This is a genomic window from Streptomyces sp. NPDC000941 (assembly GCF_053599555.1).
The window spans coordinates 16,261-31,545 of record NZ_JBSFMM010000074.1; the positions used below are offsets into that span (position 1 = coordinate 16,261).

19 protein-coding genes are annotated in these 15,285 nt (G+C 70.8%); 10 read left to right on the forward strand and 9 right to left on the reverse strand.

What is annotated here, in order from left to right:
• Positions 1-15: 15 nt before the first annotated feature.
• Positions 16-1,014: a LysR substrate-binding domain-containing protein gene (locus ACWDSL_RS23755; RefSeq protein ID WP_450488477.1), complete on the reverse strand. Its 999-nt coding sequence runs from the start codon at positions 1,012-1,014 to the stop codon at positions 16-18.
• Between the two features lie 284 nt (positions 1,015-1,298).
• On the opposite strand from ACWDSL_RS23755, the gene snpA reads away from it, so the two are divergent.
• On the forward strand, positions 1,299-1,961 hold the full coding sequence (snpA, locus tag ACWDSL_RS23760) for a snapalysin (protein WP_450488479.1): 663 nt from the start codon (positions 1,299-1,301) through the stop codon (positions 1,959-1,961).
• Between the two features lie 167 nt (positions 1,962-2,128).
• Positions 2,129-2,344: a hypothetical protein gene (locus ACWDSL_RS23765; RefSeq protein WP_450488481.1), complete on the forward strand. Its 216-nt coding sequence runs from the start codon at positions 2,129-2,131 to the stop codon at positions 2,342-2,344.
• Positions 2,345-2,390: 46 nt separating this feature from the next.
• On the opposite strand, the gene ACWDSL_RS23770 is transcribed toward ACWDSL_RS23765, so the two are convergent.
• The 3 genes from ACWDSL_RS23770 to ACWDSL_RS23780 all read right to left on the reverse strand — a co-directional run bounded on the left by ACWDSL_RS23770 (position 2,391) and on the right by ACWDSL_RS23780 (position 4,812).
• Positions 2,391-2,858, reverse strand: a complete 468-nt coding sequence (locus ACWDSL_RS23770) for an anti-sigma factor antagonist (protein ID WP_450488483.1) — start codon at positions 2,856-2,858, stop codon at positions 2,391-2,393.
• A gap of 237 nt (positions 2,859-3,095) precedes the next feature.
• Positions 3,096-3,488, reverse strand: a complete 393-nt coding sequence (locus tag ACWDSL_RS23775) for an STAS domain-containing protein (protein ID WP_450488485.1) — start codon at positions 3,486-3,488, stop codon at positions 3,096-3,098.
• 169 nt (positions 3,489-3,657) lie between these two features.
• Complete coding sequence (locus ACWDSL_RS23780) at positions 3,658-4,812, reverse strand: DUF2330 domain-containing protein (RefSeq protein ID WP_450488530.1); 1,155 nt, start codon at positions 4,810-4,812, stop codon at positions 3,658-3,660.
• 385 nt (positions 4,813-5,197) lie between these two features.
• Between ACWDSL_RS23780 and ACWDSL_RS23785 the strand changes: the two genes are divergently transcribed.
• Positions 5,198-6,163, forward strand: coding sequence for a beta-ketoacyl-ACP synthase III (locus ACWDSL_RS23785; protein ID WP_450488487.1), 966 nt, complete (start codon positions 5,198-5,200; stop codon positions 6,161-6,163).
• A gap of 65 nt (positions 6,164-6,228) precedes the next feature.
• A complete protein-coding gene (locus ACWDSL_RS23790) occupies positions 6,229-6,627 on the forward strand; it encodes a VOC family protein (RefSeq protein WP_450488489.1) in 399 nt (132 codons plus the stop codon).
• A 25-nt stretch (positions 6,628-6,652) separates the two neighbouring features.
• Here the strand turns inward: ACWDSL_RS23790 and ACWDSL_RS23795 are convergent, their stop codons facing one another.
• The 3 genes from ACWDSL_RS23795 to ACWDSL_RS23805 form a co-directional block, all read right to left on the reverse strand.
• Entirely contained in the window at positions 6,653-7,363 is a 711-nt protein-coding gene (locus tag ACWDSL_RS23795) for a DUF6597 domain-containing transcriptional factor (RefSeq protein WP_450488532.1), read from the reverse strand.
• Between the two features lie 43 nt (positions 7,364-7,406).
• Entirely contained in the window at positions 7,407-7,631 is a 225-nt protein-coding gene (locus ACWDSL_RS23800) for a hypothetical protein (RefSeq protein WP_450488491.1), read from the reverse strand.
• Positions 7,632-7,694: 63 nt separating this feature from the next.
• Positions 7,695-8,606, reverse strand: coding sequence for a glutaminase (locus ACWDSL_RS23805; RefSeq protein ID WP_450488534.1), 912 nt, complete (start codon positions 8,604-8,606; stop codon positions 7,695-7,697).
• A gap of 168 nt (positions 8,607-8,774) precedes the next feature.
• On the opposite strand from ACWDSL_RS23805, the gene ACWDSL_RS23810 reads away from it, so the two are divergent.
• Entirely contained in the window at positions 8,775-9,365 is a 591-nt protein-coding gene (locus tag ACWDSL_RS23810) for an N-acetylmuramoyl-L-alanine amidase (protein WP_450488493.1), read from the forward strand.
• Between the two features lie 45 nt (positions 9,366-9,410).
• Here the strand turns inward: ACWDSL_RS23810 and ACWDSL_RS23815 are convergent, their stop codons facing one another.
• Positions 9,411-11,015 (reverse strand): Na+/H+ antiporter, encoded by a 1,605-nt coding sequence (locus tag ACWDSL_RS23815; RefSeq protein ID WP_450488495.1) that lies wholly within the window; start codon positions 11,013-11,015, stop codon positions 9,411-9,413.
• A gap of 45 nt (positions 11,016-11,060) precedes the next feature.
• Between ACWDSL_RS23815 and ACWDSL_RS23820 the strand changes: the two genes are divergently transcribed.
• The 3 genes from ACWDSL_RS23820 to ACWDSL_RS23830 all read left to right on the forward strand — a co-directional run bounded on the left by ACWDSL_RS23820 (position 11,061) and on the right by ACWDSL_RS23830 (position 13,048).
• A complete protein-coding gene (locus ACWDSL_RS23820; RefSeq protein ID WP_450488497.1) occupies positions 11,061-11,321 on the forward strand; it encodes a UBP-type zinc finger domain-containing protein in 261 nt (86 codons plus the stop codon).
• Between the two features lie 388 nt (positions 11,322-11,709).
• Positions 11,710-12,123, forward strand: a complete 414-nt coding sequence (locus ACWDSL_RS23825; RefSeq protein WP_089511125.1) for an ATP-binding protein — start codon at positions 11,710-11,712, stop codon at positions 12,121-12,123.
• A 16-nt stretch (positions 12,124-12,139) separates the two neighbouring features.
• Positions 12,140-13,048, forward strand: coding sequence for an RNA polymerase sigma factor SigF (locus tag ACWDSL_RS23830; protein WP_450488499.1), 909 nt, complete (start codon positions 12,140-12,142; stop codon positions 13,046-13,048).
• A 26-nt stretch (positions 13,049-13,074) separates the two neighbouring features.
• Here ACWDSL_RS23830 and ACWDSL_RS23835 read toward each other — a convergent pair whose 3' ends face one another.
• Positions 13,075-13,623: a hypothetical protein gene (locus tag ACWDSL_RS23835; RefSeq protein ID WP_450488501.1), complete on the reverse strand. Its 549-nt coding sequence runs from the start codon at positions 13,621-13,623 to the stop codon at positions 13,075-13,077.
• Positions 13,624-13,707: 84 nt separating this feature from the next.
• Between ACWDSL_RS23835 and ACWDSL_RS23840 the strand changes: the two genes are divergently transcribed.
• Together ACWDSL_RS23840 and ACWDSL_RS23845 are read left to right on the forward strand one after the other, a co-directional pair.
• Positions 13,708-14,676, forward strand: coding sequence for a diacylglycerol/lipid kinase family protein (locus ACWDSL_RS23840; protein ID WP_358627711.1), 969 nt, complete (start codon positions 13,708-13,710; stop codon positions 14,674-14,676).
• A 318-nt stretch (positions 14,677-14,994) separates the two neighbouring features.
• The gene (locus tag ACWDSL_RS23845; protein WP_003953983.1) at positions 14,995-15,252 is read left to right on the forward strand and encodes a WhiB family transcriptional regulator; all 258 of its coding nucleotides are present in this window, start codon (positions 14,995-14,997) and stop codon (positions 15,250-15,252) included.
• Positions 15,253-15,285 lie beyond the last annotated feature (33 nt).

Genomic DNA, 15,285 nt, shown 5'->3' on the forward strand with positions numbered 1-15,285 from the left:
TGGGAATTCCGCGCCTCACGCCGACGCCTCACGAGCCGAGGGCGGGCCGGGGAGTATGCCGTCGCAGGTGCGCAGCAGCGGGTTGCCGTTGCGCAGCAGCCACTGTCGGTACGCCGCGCTCGCCCAGGCCGCCTCCAGGTAGGAGTCCCTGAGGTCGTGGAAGAGCGCGTCCGCGGTGGGCGGGTCGGTGGCGCGGGAGGCCAGGGACAGGCGGAGGGTGAGGGGGTCGTCGCGGAGCGGGCGGATGGTGAGGCCGGGGCGGGGGGTGGCGGTGGGGCGGCAGGGGGTGATGAGTTCGCCGGAGGCGACCAGGTCGGCGGCGGTGGGGTAGTCGCCGTAGACGACGCGGGGTCTTCGGCCCGCCGCGGCGAAGGCGCGGCGCAGGGTGGCTTCCTGGCCGTCCAGGGCGGGGTCGACCATCCACTGGTCGGCGGCGAGGTCGGCGAGGGTGACGAGGGGGCAGGCGGCGGCCGGGTGGGTGGCGGGGAGGGCGACGAACTGCGGCTCGCGGGCGACGAGGACGCGTCGCCGTACGCCGTCGGGGGCCCGCAGCGGGGCGTCCTCGGCCTCGTGGACGAAGGCGACGTCCAGTTGGTTCTCGGCGACCATCCGCAGCAGCGAGTCGGCCCAGACGTCGATATGGATCGTGGTGTCAGCGTCGGGAAAGCGGGCGCGGAGTCGGCGCAGCCATCCCGCCACGGCCTGGCTGCCCGTGCTGCCGACCCGCAGCCGGGCGCCGGTGGCCCGGCCGGCCTCCTGTTTGGCCTCGGCGACCAGGGCGTTCATTTCGGCCACGATGGGCCGGGCCCGGCACAGCACGGAGCGTCCGAGCGGGGTCGGCCGGCTGCCGGTGAGTTCGCGCGAGAACAGCGAACCGCCGATGGCGTTCTCGATGCGCCTGAGCTGAGTCGTCAACGAGGGCTGGCTCATGCCCAGCTGCCGTGCGGCCTTCCGTAAGCTGCCGGTGTCGGCGATGGCGCACAGTGCGCGAAGGTGCCTGACCTCGAGCTCCACGGCGCGAGCATAACGGGGCGTCAGGACGTCACACCAGACACTCAACCCACACGAACACCACATCCCGGGCAGCCAATTGACGGTCGATCGCGCCGCGGAAGCGGCGGCCGGAAATGGGGGGCGCGTCGGGGTTATGTGATGGTGCTATCGCCTGTTGATATCTCCGCGCAGCGCCGGATCTCACCAAGACTTCGGGGCACCAAGCGTTCATCCCACGGCCTCGGCCCGCCTCCCCACACCACGGCGGCCGGCCGCGGCCTGACGGACGATGAGGAGCCCCCCACATGAGATTCTCCACGTCTGCGCTCGTGGCCACCCTGGGCCTCGGCCTGGCCTCGACCCTGTCCGCCGTACCCGCCTCCGCCGCCACACCCGACAGCGGCGCCGTCAGCGACACCGCCAAGTCCGCGTACGTCGCGAGCGGCGAGAGCCGCAGCGACACCGACGCCTTCCTCAAGGCCGTGATCAAGTCGGTGCTGGCCAAGCGGGGCGTGGTGCCCGGCACGCAGGCCGTCACCGTCACCTACAGCACGAGCAGGGCCCCGAGCTTCAAGTCCGTGATAGCGCGCTCCACCCAGATCTGGAACTCCTCGGTCAGCAATGTGAAGCTCCAGGAGGGCAGCAACGCCGACTTCGAGTACCGCGAGGGCAACGACCCCGCCGGCTCGTACGCGAGCACGGACGGCCATGGCAGCGGCTACATCTTCCTGGACTACGCGCAGAACCAGCAGTACGACTCCACCCGTGTCACCGCGCACGAGACCGGGCATGTGCTCGGGCTGCCGGACCACTACTCCGGTCCGTGCAGCGAGCTGATGTCGGGCGGCGGGCCGGGCACATCCTGCAAGAACTCACAGCCCAACTCGGCCGAGATCAGCAGGGTGAACCAGCTGTGGGCGAACGGCCTGGCCGGCCTCACCAAGACGCTCGGGGTGAGCGCCCGATAGGGCCACCATCACCAGCACCTCGCACTGCCTCGCACCGCACCCGGCACCCGCTTCACGCCGGGTGCGGTCCGGTGTCCGCCGGGAGTACGGTAAAGGCACCGAGAGCATTTCGCACATACCGGCCGGATTCCCCTGGCGCTGGGGTCCGGCCGCGGGGAGTGAGCACCATGGAGACCGTCGTCACCGTGGCCGTGATCGCCGCGCTGATCGCCGTGGGGGTGGTGGTGATCCACCGGCTCAACGCCCAGCACGGCAGTCGGGTCTCCGCTCTCCGCTACGGCGACACCCCGCCCGGACAACGCCCCCTGCGGCACCATCGCATCCTCAGCCACTGGCGGTCAGGCCACCGCGCCGGCTCCGGCGGCCGGAAGCGGCGGGCGTGAGCAGCGGGCCTGAGCAGCGGGCCTGAGCGGTCTGGACCCGGGAGCCTCAGCCCCGGCCCCCGCCCCGGTCGGCCGCAGCCCCGTCCGGCCCCGGCCGGTCCTCCCGTAACGCGTCCGCCAGCGTCGGCACCGGGCACACCACGTCAAGCAGCCCGCCCACCCGCAGCGTGCGCAGGATCAGCGGGCTGTCGCAGACCACCCGCAGCCGGCCGCCGCGGTCCCGCACCCGGCGGTAGGCGCGGCACAGCAGCTCCACCCCCGAGCAGTCGAAGAAGCACGTCGGGGTCAGGTCGATGACGACGGCGGGCGCGGGCGAGGAGGTGGCCCGGTCCAGCTCCAGGCCGACGCATTCGCGGCCGACGATGTCGATCTCGCCGTGGAGCTCCACGACCGTGTATCCGCCGACGCCGTACGCGCAGGCGTGGGGCGTCGCGCTGCGGTCCGTACGGAAGCGCTCGGGGGTGATCGCGGCAGGCGGAGGCGCCTCCTGGCGGGGAGCGCCTTGCTGCGTCATCGCGAAATCACCTCGGAACGGCACACTGCCCCCTCTCACCATCGATAGGCTCCCGGAAGCGGGCACAGTCTGCATCGGGGCGGATACCACCGGGTCCTGGGTGACGTGCCGCGAGCGTAGAGGGGTGACCGCCGGTTACGGAGGTAGGCACCCCATATTTCCCAGAGTAAATGCGCTCGTACGAGTGAATTTCTGTTCTTACTATTGACACCTGGTCGGACGATGCTTGGCGACGGTTCAGGCGATGACGCCGTTGCTCCCTCCGGCGCTCACCTCCCCCGACCGCGCGACCGCCAGGGCCAGGTCGTCCACGACCTCGAAGGCGTCCTCGAGCCGGACCATGCGCAGCAGCCGGGTGAACCGCGGGTCGACGATCACCAGCCGCAGCCGTCCGCCGCGCTCCAGTGCGCGATTGCGCAGGCGGCACAGCAGGGACACCCCGGCACAGTCCAGGAAGGTCACCATCCGCAGGTCCAGGACCAGGTTCGGACGGGCCTCGCGGGCGAGGGAATCGAGCCGGGCGGAGATCCTCGCCGTGGCGAAGATGTCCAGCTCACCGGAGATCTCGGCCACCGTGACGCCGCCGAGCACACGTACACGAACGCCGAATGCGGGCCCATCGTCAAACATGAAAGCCCCCTTGGGGTGATGGAGGCGCGACCCCGTCAGTACATGACATACCCATCTATCCGCCCACCAGTCAACGAACGGGCGGGCAAGTGTCGTTGGCGTATTTGCGGTGGGCACATGAACAACCCCCCGCACCCCGCGGACCTGCGAGTTTCCCGGACTACGACGGCTAGCTGTCCTGACCCGGCGACAGGTGCTGCGGATACCCCGGCGAGTCCCCCGGCCCGGGCGGGCCTCCCGGCCCCCAGAAGCGATCCGCCCGCCTGCGCCGCCTGGCCGCCATCAACAGCGTCAGCGCGCCGGCCAGCACGGCCAGCAGGCCGCCGCCCACGGTCAGCAGCCACGCGGGGACGCCCCCGACGGTCAGCAGCTTGTGGTCGTACGTGACGCGCTGATAGGTGTCGTCCTTCTCCGCGCGCCGGAACTCATGGTCCCCGTAGATGAGTTCCGGCCGCGGAAACGACTGCTGGAAGCTCGTCAGGAACATCCGCTTCCCCGCCAGCTCCGCCAGGTCCCCCCGCGGCGCCTGCCCCGGGGTGACCCACCCGGCGTAGGTCACCCGCGGCGCCCCGCCCCCGATGTCGCCGCGCGGCTCCATGCGGTGCGGCGCCAGGACGTACAGCTCGAGGTTCTGCGGCGTCTTCGCGAGCCGCGACAGCCGCATGGGATAGATCAGGCGGTTCGAGTCGAAGGTGAGCCGCAGCGGGTCGAGCGTCCCGCCCAGCACGTCCGTGGCCCCATCCTTGGCCCCGTCGCCCCGGTCGGCGACCGCCGCGGGCGCCAGGCGCACCGCCACGTACTCCCACTTGGCGCGTACATACGGCTTGAGCCCGTCCGCCAGCCGGTCCGGCAGCTGGAAGCCGTGCTCCTCCAGCCAGTCGCGCAGCGCGTCCGGGTCGGTCGCGGTGAGCCGGGCGACGTCGAACGGACCGAGCCGTTCACGGCCGACGACGCCCACGCGCGGGGGCGCGCTCGACGGGGCGCCCGCCCCGGCCCCAGCCCCGTCGACGTACCTGATCTTCCGGTCGTCGAAGGGCCAGTCGCCCGTCCTCGGCCAGAAGTAGTGGCGCGTCCGGTGCGCCGACGCGGTGACCTCGCCCACCTCGTCGAACAGCGCGCGGTCCCCGAGCCGGACCGTGGCCCGGTTCGGCACGGGCATGATCCACGCCGCCTCGTGGGCGTCGCCGCCCACCGTCAGGCTCATGACGATCTCCTCGGTGTGGCCGTCCCAGCGCACCACCGACGTCTCCCGCGCCACCGCCACGCTGGTGTTCCGGCCGGGCACCAGCCCGCCGCAGCCGCAGGCGTACGCCGGCCAGACCAGCGATCCGAGCTGGATCGACACCAGCGCCAGCACCACCAGCCAGGTCCGCTGCCACCCCGGCCGCGATATCCGTCCCCCGACGTACCGCACTCCGCACTCCCCCACCCGCGGCTTTGGCTCGGCCGTACCGCGTATCACCGTGATATACATCGTGCCCGTACCCGCCTGACCGGCGGATATGTCCTCAGACGGCGGCAACGAGGGATCCGGTTCCTCGGCTGGAAAGGTGGAAAGCTCCAGATCTCGAGGCGCAATGTTGGTACATAACGGCGCGCGCGGGGCCCGTGCGCCCCACAAGACTGGCCTGCACAGCCCGACCGGGCGCCGCCCAGCCCGCATATCCGGGCGACGGCCGGATGGACGACACCCGCGCGAAGGGGCAGAGATGACGGGTTCACGCATAGCCGCCGTCGGCCACTACAAGCCCGCGAGGGTGCTCACCAACGACGATCTGGCCGCCATCGTCGACACCAGCGACGAATGGATCCGCACCCGGGTCGGGATCCGCACCCGGCACATCGCCCGGGCGGACGAGACAGTGGACGAGATGGCCGCCGCGGCGGCCAGCAAGGCCCTCGCCGCGAGCGGGCTCGCACTCGCCGATATCGACCTCGTGGTCGTCGCCACGTCCACGGCGATCGACCGCAGCCCCAATATGGCGGCCCGCGTCGCCGCCCGGCTCGGCCTCGGCTCCCCCGCCACCTTGGACCTCAACGTGGTGTGCGCGGGCTTCACCCACGCCCTGGCCACCGCCGACCACACCATCCGGGCCGGGGCGGCCTCCGCCGCCCTGGTCATCGGCGCCGACAAGTTCACCGAGGCGGCCGACTGGACCGACCGCTCCAGCTGCGTACTGCTCGGCGACGGCGCCGGCGCGGCGGTCGTGGTGCCCGATGACCGGGCACAGGGGGCGGACGGGGACGGCGTCCCGGGGATCGGTCCGGTGGTCTGGGGCTCGGTGCCCGAGATGGGCCACGCCGTACGTATCGAGGGCTCTCCGCCCCGCTTCTCGCAAGAGGGCCAGGCGGTCTACCGCTGGGCCACCACCCAACTACCGCCCATCGCGCGCGAGGTGTGCACACGGGCCGGGATCACCCCCGAGGAGCTGGCCGGGGTGGTGCTGCACCAGGCGAACCTGCGGATCATCGAGCCGGTCGCGCGCAAGCTCGGCGCCACGAACGCGGTCATCGCGCGCGATGTCGTCGACTCCGGCAACACCTCGGCGGCCAGCGTGCCACTCGCGCTCTCCAAGCTGGTCGAGCGGCGGGAGATCGCTCCGGGCGCGCCGGTGCTGCTCTTCGGCTTCGGCGGCAATCTGTCGTACGCGGGTCAGGTCATCCGCTGCCCGTGAGCGCGCGGCCCGCCGTGTCCGATTCGTTCAAGACCGGCGGCCTCCCGCGTGCCTACGCTGCCGCCATGACAGCACGATTCGACGCGATCGGCCTGGTCGTGACCGACCTGGCCGCATCTCTCGCCTTCTATCGACGCCTCGGTCTGAACATTCCCGCGGACGCCGACAACCAGCCGCATGTCGAGGCGACCCTGCCCGGCGGGCTGCGCCTGATGTGGGACCCCATCGAGACGGTCCGCTCCTTCGACCCCGACTGGACGCCGTCGCCGGGCGGGTCCAGCCGTATCGGCCTGGCCTTCGCCTGCGACAGCCCGGCGGATGTGGACAAGACGTACGCCGACCTCGTCCAGTCGGGTGTGCGCGGCTACAAGCAGCCGTGGGACGCGTTCTGGGGGCACCGGTACGCCACCGTCCTCGACCCGGACGGCAACGGCGTCGACCTGTTCGCGCCCCTGCCCGGCTGACTCTGTCCGGCTGACCGGGGCGCCACTACCCCAGGAGCCGGCCCAGCGGCACCCCGGTCAGCGCCCTGACCTCGCGTGCGAGATGGGCCTGGTCGGCGTATCCGGTGACGGCCGCGACCTCGGCGAAGGCCGTCCCCGCCCGGGCCGCGTCCAGCGCGCGGTTCAGCCGCAGGACCCGGGCCAGCGTCTTGGGGCCGTAGCCGAACGCCGCGAGCGACCTCCGGTGCAGCTGCCGCTCCCCGAGGCGCACCGCCGCGGCGACCTCGGCGACGGACCGGCCGCCGGAGAGCCCCGCGACGACCGCCCCGACCGCCGGATCGGGCGGCTCCGCACGCCGCAGCCGGTCCAGCGCGACGGCCTCCAGGAGGCGGCTGACCCCACGAGGGCCCGTGCCCCCGCGGTCCGCCGCCTCCGCCAGCCGCTCGGCGAGCCGCCGCACCTCCGCGCTCGGCCACAGCGCCGCCAACGGCACCCTCTGGTCCCGCAGTTCGTACGCGGGCACGCCGAACACCGCCGGGCCGGTGCCCGGGGCGAACCGCAGCCCGACCCAGCGGGTGCCCGGCGCGCCTTCGGCGACGTGGGCCCGGGTGTCGGGCCCGGCCACGAAAAGATCCCCGGCGCTCCAGATCACATCGGTGCAACCGTCCGGCAGCACCCGCTGCGGCCCGGCCCCGGAGGTACGGGACCACACCACCGCCCGGCCGCCCAGCGGCCTGGATCCCCACTCCTGGTACAGCTCCTGGTACAGCTCCTGGTACAGCTCCTGATACGGCACCTCGTCAGGGAACCTCGCGCAGATACATCGCGCCACAGGAATGACAGAAGGGCACGGAGTCGTCCGTGGCCCAGACCTCCGCCGTCTGCGTCTCGGCGTCCGGGGCCAGCTCGCGCCCGCACATCGCGGTCGTGCCGTTGGCGCGGACCATGTGCCAGATCTTGACCGGCGCGCCGGCCACCCGACCCGAGCTGCCCTCCTCGTATTCGGCGCGCATCTCGTGCTGCATGCGTACACCTCCTGCTCTCTCCATGGTCCCGCCCGCCCCGGCCGTTTGCCAGCGGACGCCGAGCTAGAACACCGACCAGCCGGTCAGCGTCGTGAAATGGTCGAGCGCCGCCATCCCGGCCACCGAGTTGCCCCGCGCGTCGAGCCCCGGGCTCCAGACGCACAGCGTGCACCGGCCGGGTATCACAGCGACGATGCCGCCGCCGACGCCGCTCTTGCCTGGCAGGCCGACGCGGTAGGCGAAGTCGCCCGCCGCGTCGTACGTACCGCAGGTGAGCATGACCGCGTTGATCCGCTTCGCCTGGCGCGGCGACAGCAGCCGGGAGCCGTCCGCGCGCAGCCCGTGCCGGGCCAGGAAGCCGCCCGCGACGGCCAGGTCGCGGCAGCTCATCTCGATCGAGCACTGCCAGAAGTAGTGCTCCAGGACGGTGGTGACGGGATTGTCGAGGTTGCCGTAGCTCGCCATGAAGTGCGCGAGGGCGGCGTTGCGGTCGCCGTGCTCGGACTCGGAGGCCGCGACGCCCTGGTCGAAGGCGAGGTCGGGGTTGCCGCTCTCGGCGCGCAGGAACTCCAGCATGGTCGTGCTGGCGTCGCCGGTCAGGGTCTGCAGCCGGTCGGTGACGACCAGGGCGCCGGCGTTGATGAACGGATTGCGCGGGATGCCGTTCTCGTACTCCAGCTGCACCAGGGAGTTGAAGGGGTTGCCGGACGGCTCCCGGCCGACCCGGCGCCAGATCCGCTCGCCGTCCTGTTCGAGGACGAGCGCGAGGCTGAACGCCTTGGAAATGCTCTGTACGGAGAAGGGGACCTCCCAGTCGCCGACCCCGGTCACCGTGCCGTCCACGTCCGCGACGGCGATGCCGAACCGGCGCGGGTCCACCGAGGCCAGCGCGGGGATGTACTGGGCCGGCTCGCCCTGGCCGATATGCGGTGCGACGTGGGTCGCGACCTCCTCCAGAAGTCCCTGGTAGTCCATGGTGGCGTGCTTCTTCCTGCGCATCGTCGAGCGGATCGGAACGCACCATAACCGGAGTTCCCCACATCGCTTGCACCAGGGATTCATCACCGAGTGTTTTCGTGGGTATGCAGGGGGTGACAGTCGGGCTGCGATGGGCGGCCCCGCACGACGCGAACGGAGGCGGCCATGGCCTCACCCATGTCCGCAGGGGACTTTTTGGTGGCTCTGCAGCGAGAGGGCCTGCAAGTGGTGCAGGTCGGGGACTGGCGGCACCACAACAGAAACCACAAGGGGCCCTGGGGCGAGGTGCACGGCGTCATGATCCACCACACGGTCACCTCGGGCACCGACCTCACCGTACGGATCTGCCGGGACGGCTTCGAGGCGCTGCCCGGTCCGCTGTGCCATGGCGTGATCGCCAAGGACGGCGGGGTGCACCTGGTCGGTTACGGCCGCGCAAACCACGCGGGGCTCGGCGACGACGAGGTGCTGCGGGCGGTGATCGCCGAGAAGGCCCTGCCTCCGGACAACGAGGCGAACACGGACGGCAATCGCTGTTTCTACGGCTTCGAATGCGAAAACCTCGGCGATGGAAAGGACCCCTGGCCGGAGGCTCAACTGGAGGCGATCGAGCGCGCCGCGGCGGCGATCTGCCGCTATCACGGCTGGACCGAGCGCTCGGTGATCGGCCATCTCGAATGGCAGCCGGGCAAGACGGACCCGCGCGGCTTCACCATGGCCTCGATGCGGGCGCGCATCCGCGACCGGCTGAAGTGACCGGCTGAGGCGACCGGCTGAGGCGACCGGCTGAGGCGACGGGCTCTAGCCGTCCGCGCTCCCCTCCCGGTAGGCCGTCGCCTCCTCCAGGTCCAGCCTGCGCAGCAGCGTCCGCAGCATCTCGTCGTCGATCCGCCGGGCGTCGCGGAGTTCCACGAACACCGCGCGCTCGGCGCCGATCACCTCGCGGGCCAGTCGGCGGTAGGTGTCGTCGGCCGACTCCCCCGTCACCTCGTTCACCGCCCCCAGCCGCTCCCACACCGCGTTGCGGCGCCGCTCCAGCACCGCGCGGAGCCGGTCGGCGAGCGGCTGGGGCAGGGCGTTGCGCTCATCGGCGAGGAGTTCGTCGAGGCGGCGTTCGGCGGCCCGGGACGCCTCGTTCTGCGCCTGCGCCTCCGCCAGGGTCTCGGCCTGCACGTCACGGCCGGGCACGGGCAGCATCCGGATCAGCGCGGGCAGGGTGAGCCCTTGGATGACGAGGGTGCCGATGACGGTCGTAAAGGTCAGAAAGAGGATGAGGTTACGAGCCGGGAAGGGGAGTCCGCCGTGCCCGGTCAGCGGGATCGAGAAGGCGATGGCCAGCGAGACCACCCCGCGCATCCCGGCCCAGCCGACGATGACCGGCGAGGTCCAGTCGGTCTCCGGCTCCCGCTCGCGGATCCGGCGGGACAGCACCCGGGGCAGGAAGGTCGCGGGGAAGACCCAGAGGAAGCGTACGCACACGACCGCGAGGAAGAGCATGGCCGCGTACCAGCCCGCCGCGCCGGCCCCATACTCGCCCAGGCCCCGCAGCACCACCGGCAGTTGCAGCCCGATCAGGGCGAACACGGCGGACTCCAGCACGAAGGCGATCATCTTCCACACCGCCGCCTCCTGGAGCCTGGTGGCGAAGTCCACCTGCCAGGAGTGGTGCCCCAGGTAGAGGGCGACCACGACGACCGCGAGCACACCCGAGGCATGGACCTGTTCGGCCGCCAGGTACGCGACGAAGGGGATGAGCAGCGAGAGGGTGTTCTGCAGCAGCGGATCGCGCAGATGGGTGCGCAGCCAGTGCAGCGGCACCATCAGGATCAGACCGACCGCGACTCCGCCGACGGCGGCGATGGCGAATTCCCGCAGGCCCCCTGTCCAGGTGGCCCCCTCGCCGACCGCCGCGGCCAGCGCCACCTTGTAGGCGGTGATGGCCGTGGCGTCGTTGACCAGGGATTCGCCCTGGAGGACGGTGGTCAGGCGGGAGGGCAGGCCGACGCGCCGGGCGATGGCCGTCGCCGCCACCGCGTCCGGCGGGGCGATGACCGCGCCCAGGACGAGCGCGGCGGTCAGCGGCAGGTCCGGCACCAGCAGATAGGCGAGCCAGCCGACCACGAGGGTCGCGAAGAGCACATATCCGATCGACAGCAGGGCGACGGGGCGGATGTTGGCGCGCAGGTCCAGGTACGAGCTTTCGAGCGCCGCCGTGTGCAGCAGGGGCGGCAGTACGAGGGGCAGCACGATATGCGGGTCGAGCGTGTACTCGGGCACCCCGGGCACATACGAGGCGATGAGTCCGACGGCGACCAGCAGCAGCGGGGCGGGCACCGGTGTGCGGCGGGCCGCGCCCGCGACGGCCGCGCTGCCCGCGACCAGCACCAGCAGTGGAAGTACGTCCATGAACCAGCCCGTCCCGATGGTGGTAGTCGGTTTAGTCTGGCAATCATGAACGAGTGTCCGCATGTTCCCGAGCTGCCGCTGCCCGAACCAGAGCCCAGGTACGACACCTGCCGGGAGTGCCTGGCCGTGGAGACCCACCCGGTGCAGTTGCGGCTGTGTCTGTCCTGCGGACATGTGGGCTGCTGTGACTCATCGCCGTTCCAGCACGCCACCGAGCACTACAAGGAGACCGGACATCCTTTGATGCGCAGCTTCGAGCCCGGCGAGAGCTGGCGCTGGTGCTACGTGGACCACATGATCCTCTAATGACTGCCGCATTGTGGGTGTGGCCCGCTAGCCTTACTCATGATCGGAATGATCCGAGCAGCGATGCCTTCAGCGGGGAGAGGGCCGGAAAGGAGCCTGTCACCAGCGGTTCCTTCAACGAGGCGACATCTCTTTCGAATTGAGACCGCAGACCTCTAGCCACTGTGCGTACTCATGTGCTTACACTGAGTGATATCGAGGACCTTCGGGTCGGCGTTCACCCATGACGGGGGCCGTGCTTCGTCCGGGCGACACCGAGCCGCAGATCGCGATAGCGTCGCAGCCGAACCACGTGCCGCGTCGGTCCGTACCCCCTCCACCATAAGGGCTCACGACCGGCGCTCCAATCAGCTCAGCTCAATCAGCTTGTGTCACCTTGGAGGTGAGGGTGTCCCAGATCGCAGGCGAGCCCGGGACCCAGGACTTCGTAGAAGTCCGGCTGCCCGCTGAGGGTGCCTACCTGTCGGTGCTGCGGACGGCCACGGCCGGCCTGGCAGCCCGCTTGGACTTCACCCTCGACGAGATCGAGGATCTGCGCATCGCCGTCGACGAGGCGTGCGCGATCCTGCTCCAGCAAGCCGTGCCCGGCAGTGTGCTGAGCTGCGTCTTCCGCCTGATCGACGACGCACTTCAGGTGACCGTCTCGGCTCCGACCACCGACGGGCGCGCCCCCGAGCGCGACACCTTCGCCTGGACAGTGCTCTCCGCGCTCGCCGGCAAGGTCGACTCGACCGTCGCCGAAGACCGCACGGTCAGTATCAGCCTGTACAAGGAGCGCGGCGCCGGCCCCGGACAGCCGTGAAGGAAAGGGGGGCTCCGTGAGCACCGCATCATCGCGGGGAGTGCGTACCCCGGCCATCCCGCACCCGCCGGCCCAGCCGCATCCCGCGGACCCGGAGGCGGCAGGAGACCGACCAGAGCGGGCGGACCACATGGATCAGCATCACCACGAGCGGCGCGAGCAGCCCGATCCGCATGATCGCAGCGGAGCGCGGGCGATGTTCGTCGAGCTGCGCAGCCTTCCGGAGGGCTCCACGGAGCGCGCCGAGTTGCGCAACAAGCTCGTGCGGATGCATCTGCCGCTGGTGGAGCACCTGGCGCGGCGTTTCCGCAACCGCGGCGAGCCGCTGGACGACCTCACCCAGGTCGCCACCATCGGATTGATCAAGTCCGTGGACCGGTTCGACCCGGACCGCGGTGTGGAGTTCTCGACGTATGCGACCCCCACGGTCGTCGGCGAGATCAAGCGGCACTTCCGCGACAAGGGCTGGGCGGTGCGGGTGCCGCGTCGGCTGCAGGAGCTGCGGCTCTCGCTGACCACGGCCACCGCAGAGCTCTCCCGGCGGCACGGCCGCGCCCCCACGGTCCATGAGCTGGCCGAGCATCTGGGCATCTCCGAGGAGGAGGTGCTGGAGGGCCTGGAGTCGGCCAACGCGTACAGCACGCTGTCCCTGGACGTGCCGGACACGGACGACGAGTCCCCGGCGGTCGCGGACACGCTCGGCGCGGAGGACGAGGCGCTGGAGGGCGTCGAGTACCGCGAGTCGCTGAAGCCGCTGCTGGAGGATCTGCCGCCGCGCGAGAAGAAGATCCTGCTGCTGCGCTTCTTCGGCAATATGACCCAGTCGCAGATCGCGCAGGAGGTCGGCATCTCCCAGATGCATGTCTCACGGCTGCTGGCCCGCACCCTCGCCCAGCTGCGGGAGCGGTTGCTGGTGGAGGAGTGAGAGCAGCAGCGGAGTGAGAGCAGGGGTCAGGCGTCGCGCGGGCCGATGCCCAGGGCCTCCGTCGCCGTCGGGTTGATCAGCAGTGCCAGGACGGCGAACGCCGCGAGGGCGGTGGCCACCCCGACGGCGATCAGCCCGCCGCCGTTCTGCACCAGCGTCCAGGCCACGGGCAGCGCCATCAGCTGAGTGATCATCGCGGGCCCGCGGCTCCACCGCCGGCGCTGCCACAGCCCGCGCGCCGCGGCCAGCGGGAGCGCGGCCAGCGCCAGCACGGTCACGCCGAGCATTTCGGCCTGCTGAGGGCTGTCCGGGTCCCCGGTCAGCCCCATGACCAGTACGTACACCCCCAGGCCCACCAGCACCACGGCCTCGGCGGCGGCCAGCATGGCGGCGGCCGTGATCCGGGTCGGGCGCGGGCCGGACGGGGTCTCGTCGGCGGGGGTGACCGTGGCGGCCTTGGCGGCCTTGGTCCCCCCGGTCCCCTTGGCCTGAGTGGTCCCCTTGGCCTGGGAGGTCGGCTTCGCCGTCTTCGCGGCCCTGGCCTTCTTGGCGGTGGCGGACTTCTTACTGCTCACCCCAGCAGCGTAGCCGCCGCCCGCCCGGGCCGGGGCCAGGCCGCGATTGCGGTCGATTCACCCTTAGTGGGTAGGCTGCTGAGCATGCGCGCGCTCATCGTGGTCAATCCGGCAGCAACCACCACCAGTGCCCGCACCCGCGACGTCCTGATCCACGCGCTCGCCAGCGATCTGAAGCTGGACGTGGCGACCACGGAGTACCGGGGGCACGCCCGCGACCTGGCCCGGCAGGCCGCGGAGGGGGGCACACACGAGCTGGTCGTCGCCCTCGGCGGTGACGGCACGGTCAACGAGGTGGTCAACGGGCTGCTGCACCACGGCCCCGATCCGGACGGGCTGCCCCGCCTGGCCGTCGTGCCCGGCGGCTCCACCAATGTCTTCGCCCGCGCCCTCGGCCTGCCCAATGACGTCGTGGAGGCCACCGGCGCCCTGCTGGACGCGTTGCGGGACGGCACCGAGCGCACCGTGGGCCTCGGGCTCGCGGGGGGCACCCCTGGCACCCCGGACGAGTCGGTGCCGGCGCGCTGGTTCACCTTCTGCGCGGGCTTCGGCTTCGACGCGGGCGTGATCGGCCGAGTCGAACAACAGCGCGAGCGCGGCAAGCGCTCGACCCATGCGCTTTACATACGCCAGGTGATGCGTCAATTCCTCGGCGATCCGCACCGCCGGGAGGGGACCATAACCCTCAAGCGGCCGGACGAGGACCCCATCGAACAACTGGTGCTGGCCATCATCTGCAACACCGTCCCCTGGACCTTCCTGGGCAACCGCCCGATCTACGCCACGCCGCGCGCCTCCTTCGACACCGCCCTTGACGTGCTTGGACTCTCCAAACTGTCCACCTCGGCGGCCACCCGCTACGCGACCCAGCTGCTGACCTCCAGCCCCGACCGAGGGCCCCGCGGCAAGCACGCGACCTCTCTGCACGACCTGACGGACTTCACCTTGCAATCGCAGGCGCCACTGCCGTTTCAGATGGACGGTGACCACCTGGGACTGCGTACGAGCGTGACGTTCACAGGCGTACGCCGTGCACTGCGTGTGATTGTGTGAGTGAGACCGCAAAAAGTCCTTTCAGTCGAACGTTTAGCCTGGCTTCCACCCCCCGGAAGTAGGGCTGTGACAGAGCCGACACCAAGGAATCAAAAAAAACTTTCCGGAAGGGGTTGTATCCGCCGCCGAGGTTTGCGAATCTCTTCTTGGCGATCGGGACGGCCTCCAGAAGGCCCCCTTGAGAGCCCGAATCCCCTTCCTCATTCCACGGGACCGCACCAGCCCCAACTGGTTGACGTCCCTACGTTTGTCGAGGGGTTCGTGAAAGCGTTCACATTCACAAGCAATCCACATGCAACACGAGGAGATGGAGCAGCCATGGACTGGCGTCACAACGCCGTTTGCCGCGAGGAAGACCCCGAGTTGTTCTTCCCCATCGGCAACACCGGTCCTGCGCTGCTGCAGATCGAGGAAGCCAAGGCCGTCTGCCGCCGCTGCCCCGTCATGGAGCAGTGCCTGCAGTGGGCGCTTGAGTCCGGCCAGGACTCCGGCGTCTGGGGTGGACTCAGCGAGGACGAGCGCCGCGCGATGAAGCGCCGTGCCGCTCGCAACCGGGCACGCAACGCCAGCGCCTGACGCCCACACCCCGTGGCCCCCGAGCCGCAGCGC

Coding starts and splice junctions, on each gene's coding strand:
- ACWDSL_RS23815 (WP_450488495.1), bottom strand. CDS start 11,015: ATGGACGTACTTCCACTGCTGGTGCTGGTCGCGGGCAGCGCGGCCGTC.
- ACWDSL_RS23820 (WP_450488497.1), top strand. CDS start 11,061: ATGAACGAGTGTCCGCATGTTCCCGAGCTGCCGCTGCCCGAACCAGAG.
- ACWDSL_RS23775 (WP_450488485.1), bottom strand. CDS start 3,488: ATGTTTGACGATGGGCCCGCATTCGGCGTTCGTGTACGTGTGCTCGGC.
- ACWDSL_RS23810 (WP_450488493.1), top strand. CDS start 8,775: ATGGCCTCACCCATGTCCGCAGGGGACTTTTTGGTGGCTCTGCAGCGA.
- ACWDSL_RS23840 (WP_358627711.1), top strand. CDS start 13,708: ATGCGCGCGCTCATCGTGGTCAATCCGGCAGCAACCACCACCAGTGCC.
- ACWDSL_RS23765 (WP_450488481.1), top strand. CDS start 2,129: ATGGAGACCGTCGTCACCGTGGCCGTGATCGCCGCGCTGATCGCCGTG.
- ACWDSL_RS23790 (WP_450488489.1), top strand. CDS start 6,229: ATGACAGCACGATTCGACGCGATCGGCCTGGTCGTGACCGACCTGGCC.
- ACWDSL_RS23800 (WP_450488491.1), bottom strand. CDS start 7,631: ATGCAGCACGAGATGCGCGCCGAATACGAGGAGGGCAGCTCGGGTCGG.
- ACWDSL_RS23845 (WP_003953983.1), top strand. CDS start 14,995: ATGGACTGGCGTCACAACGCCGTTTGCCGCGAGGAAGACCCCGAGTTG.
- ACWDSL_RS23805 (WP_450488534.1), bottom strand. CDS start 8,606: ATGGACTACCAGGGACTTCTGGAGGAGGTCGCGACCCACGTCGCACCG.
- ACWDSL_RS23770 (WP_450488483.1), bottom strand. CDS start 2,858: ATGACGCAGCAAGGCGCTCCCCGCCAGGAGGCGCCTCCGCCTGCCGCG.
- ACWDSL_RS23785 (WP_450488487.1), top strand. CDS start 5,198: ATGACGGGTTCACGCATAGCCGCCGTCGGCCACTACAAGCCCGCGAGG.
- snpA (WP_450488479.1), top strand. CDS start 1,299: ATGAGATTCTCCACGTCTGCGCTCGTGGCCACCCTGGGCCTCGGCCTG.